Below are 3530 nucleotides of genomic sequence, written 5' to 3' on the forward strand. Positions count from 1 at the left end.
TCCTGAGGTCGCGGGCGGAAGCGGCGGTCAAGCTCCTCTGGTCCCTGTCCGGCTGGGGAGACAGCGGCACGGGCATCCACAGCCACCGGCCGGAAATCCAGTGCGAGTGGGACGAGGCAAGCTCCGTGCATCTCGTCTACCTGTACGGCGAGGCTGTGCACAAGCTGGGCGGCTCCATCAGGACGCTGTTCGACGTGCTCGGCAAGGACAGGGAAAGACCGAAGTCGCTTCCCGCCCCAAAGCCGAAGCCGAAATCCGAGCGATCGCTCCGCATCGCCAGCGTCGACGTGGGGGGCGGCACGACCGACCTCATGGTGACGACCTACTACCAGACCGACAACGTGGCGCTGTATCCGGACCAGAACTTCAGGGAGGGATTCCGGATCGCGGGCGACGACCTCCTGAAGGCGGTGATTGAGCGGCTCGTCATCCCAAGGCTCGAGGAAGGCCTCACGCAGGCCGGCGTGCCGAACGCGAGGAACTATCTCAAGGACCGCTTCGCCGGCGACAACCCGAACATGTCCGAGCAGGAAAAGCACCTGCGCCGCCAGTTCGTGCTCCAGGTCCTGCAGCCGATCGCCATTGGCGTCCTGTCTGAGTGCGAGGCCATGCCGCCGACCAGCCACAAGACCGAAATCCGGAAGGCGGGGAGCTTCTTCGAGGCGAACGGAGCTCCCGGAGCCGGCGGCGAGATTCCGGTCGACAAGCGCATACTGCGATACCTCACGGAAGACGTCGGCGCGCTGGAGGACTGGCAGTTCACCATTGCCGGCTGCGACATCGCTATCGATCCGCAGGCGGTCGAGGAATGCGTCCTGTCGATATTCGACGGGGTCTTCGACAACATCGCCGAGGCAGTCAACCACCTCGACGCGGACGTGGTGCTGCTGACCGGACGGCCGATGCGGCTGCCGCCGATGGTGAACCTGTTCATGAACAAGATGGCCGTGCGGCCCGACTGCGTCATTCCCATCAAGGACTACCGGGTCGGCACGTGGTACCCCTTCCGGGGAGTCAGCAACACGCACATCGACGATCCCAAGACCACCGCGGTGGTGGGCGCCATGCTCTGCGCGCTCTCCGAGCGCCAGATCACCAACTTCACCCTCTATTCCAAGTATCTCCGGATGAAGTCGACGGCGCGGTATATCGGACGCCTCCAGGGCAACTCCACGCTTCCCGACGAGACCCTTCTGTTCTCGGACATCGACCTCGACGCAGCGGGAGCCTCGGCCGAGGCCGAGTTCGACTACCACAGCCCGGTCCGCATCGGCTTCAGGCAGCTGCCACTCGAGCGATGGGTAGCCACCCCGCTCTACAAGCTCACCGCCGCGCCCTCGCGTTCCTCGCGGGGCATGAAGAAGCCGGTCCGCGTGACCGTCGCCCGGAACGTCGAGACGGCGGACGGGGACGAGGCGAGCCAGATTGAGCTCCTGTCCAGCGAGGCGACCCGCGAGGAATTCGTGATCGAGGACGCGGAGGACGCGGACGGCGTTCCGGTGAAGCGCATGATGGAGCTGAAGCTGGACACGCTCGCGGTCGAGACGGGCGACGGCTACTGGCTCGACACCGGAATAATCTCCATCCAGTGACATGGCGGCTGAAGCGATGCGTCAAGAGTTGAAGAAGAGCTGCGACACCGCCCTGAGGTCGGCGCTGGACGGACTCGCGTGGGTCGGCGCGGCCGCCAACGCGGAGCGGGTGGGCGGCACGCGCGCCGGAACGGAGCAGCATCTCAGGAAGTCGGCCGTGGCGGCCCGCAAGGCGATGGAGGCCATCGACCGACCGATGTGCGTCGGCATATTCGGCCCCAGCCAGGCGGGAAAGTCCTACTTGGTCTCGGTCCTGGCCCGCCATGGGAGCGCTCCCCTGATGGCGCGCTTCGGCGACCTCGGGCGGGAGGTCGACTTCATCCGCGAGATCAATCCGGGCGGAGAGCGCGAGTCGACGGGGCTAGTGACCCGCTTCTCGGTCACGGAGGAGCCCAGCCCCCCGGGCGCGCCGGTCGTCCTGCGCTTGCTGAGCGAAACCGACGTGGCGAAGATCCTGGGCAACAGCTACTTCCTGGACGGGGACGCCAAGAAGCGGAGCCCGCTCGCGCCCGAGGCCGTGGTGTCGGCGCTCGCCGCGGCGCGCGGCGCGCCCAAGGTTGCGGCGGGAGGGCTCGTCGAGGAAGACGTCTGGGACGTCCAGGAGTATTTCGAGAAGCAGTTCGCCGGGATGCCCAACATAGAGACGCTGGGCGCCTACTGGGAGGATGCCGCGACCCTCGCGCCGCTGCTTTCGATCGCGGACCGCGCGGAGCTTTTCTCCGTGCTATGGGGCGGGCTCCGGCAGTTCACCGACGTCTACCTCGAGCTTGCGGGCGCCTTGGAGAAGCTTGGCTTCGCGAAGGACGCATACTGCCCGATCGAGGCGCTGGTTCCCCGCGACCGGAGCATCATCGACGTCGAGACGCTGTCGGGACTCGGCAAGCCGGGCCAGGAGGATCTGCCGATACGGCCGATGAAGGGTCCCGCCGTCTCGCTTCCGAGGCCCGTCATCACCGCCCTGGCGGCGGAGCTCCGCATCGCGGTGTCGGTGCGTCCGTGGCCGTTCTTCGACCACACGGACCTCCTCGACTTCCCAGGCGCTCGCAGCCGCCAGAAAGTCGACCTGCAGGCCTATTTCGAGGACAACCCGCATGCGCTCAAGGACCTCTTCGTCAGGGGCAAGGTCGCCTACCTGTTCGACCGCTACGTCGCCGAGCAGGAGCTGTCGAGCATGCTGCTCTGCATCAAGCCGTCGAACCAGGACGTAGCGACGCTTCCCGACATGATCGACGACTGGATCAGGACGTCGCACGGCGAGACGCCGGCCGACCGGGCGAGCGTCGAGACGGCGCTGTTCCTGGTGCTGACGATGTTCGACATGCACTTCAACGAGAAGGCCGGCGAGGAGGGGCAAAGCCTGTCGGACCGTTTCAGCGCCCGTCTCGGCTCCTCTCTCACCCGGTATTTCGGCAAGGCTCACAAGTGGCCCTTCGAATGGACGCCGGGCAAGCCGTTCAACAACACCTACTGGCTACGCAATCCCAACTTCAAGGCGGAGTTCCTGATCAAGTACCGCGGCAGCGAGGAAACCGAGATACTGCCCGACAAGACCAAGAAGGTCGCCGCGCTGCGCAAGGCCTACCTCGAGGTAGGAGAGGTCCGGCAGCATTTCCGCGACCCGGCCAAGGCTTTCGACGAAGCCCTCAGGCTGAACGACGGGGGCGTGGGCTACCTGGCTGAAAATCTCGCGGCGATCTGCCGCCCCGAGATCAAGTACGGCCAAATCCAGGGCCGCGTCGGCAGCATCATCCAGGGCATACGCCGCGCGCTGGCTCCCTATTTCGTCGAGAGCGACATCAACAAGAGGATCGCCGAGCGACGCGAGGTGTCAGACCAGATACTCGCGGGCCTCACCGAGGCATGGGAGCGGGATCAGTTCGGCGTCGCGATGAAGATGCTGCAGATATCCCAGAACGGGATTTCCGAGCACCTCCACAT

The 3530-nt window shown here is 65.8% G+C and carries 2 protein-coding genes; both read left to right on the forward strand.

Features of this window, described 5'->3' with window-relative positions:
• Window positions 1-1592: virulence factor SrfB (locus EOA24_RS31245; protein WP_189354381.1), on the forward strand; the 1592-nt coding region annotated here is incomplete at its 5' end.
• 1 nt (window position 1593) lies between these two features.
• Window positions 1594-3530 (forward strand): virulence factor SrfC family protein (locus EOA24_RS31250; protein WP_245501894.1); only part of this gene is annotated, 1937 nt, incomplete at its 3' end.

Source organism: Mesorhizobium sp. M2A.F.Ca.ET.039.01.1.1, assembly GCF_003998035.1.
GTDB lineage: Bacteria > Pseudomonadota > Alphaproteobacteria > Rhizobiales > Rhizobiaceae > Mesorhizobium.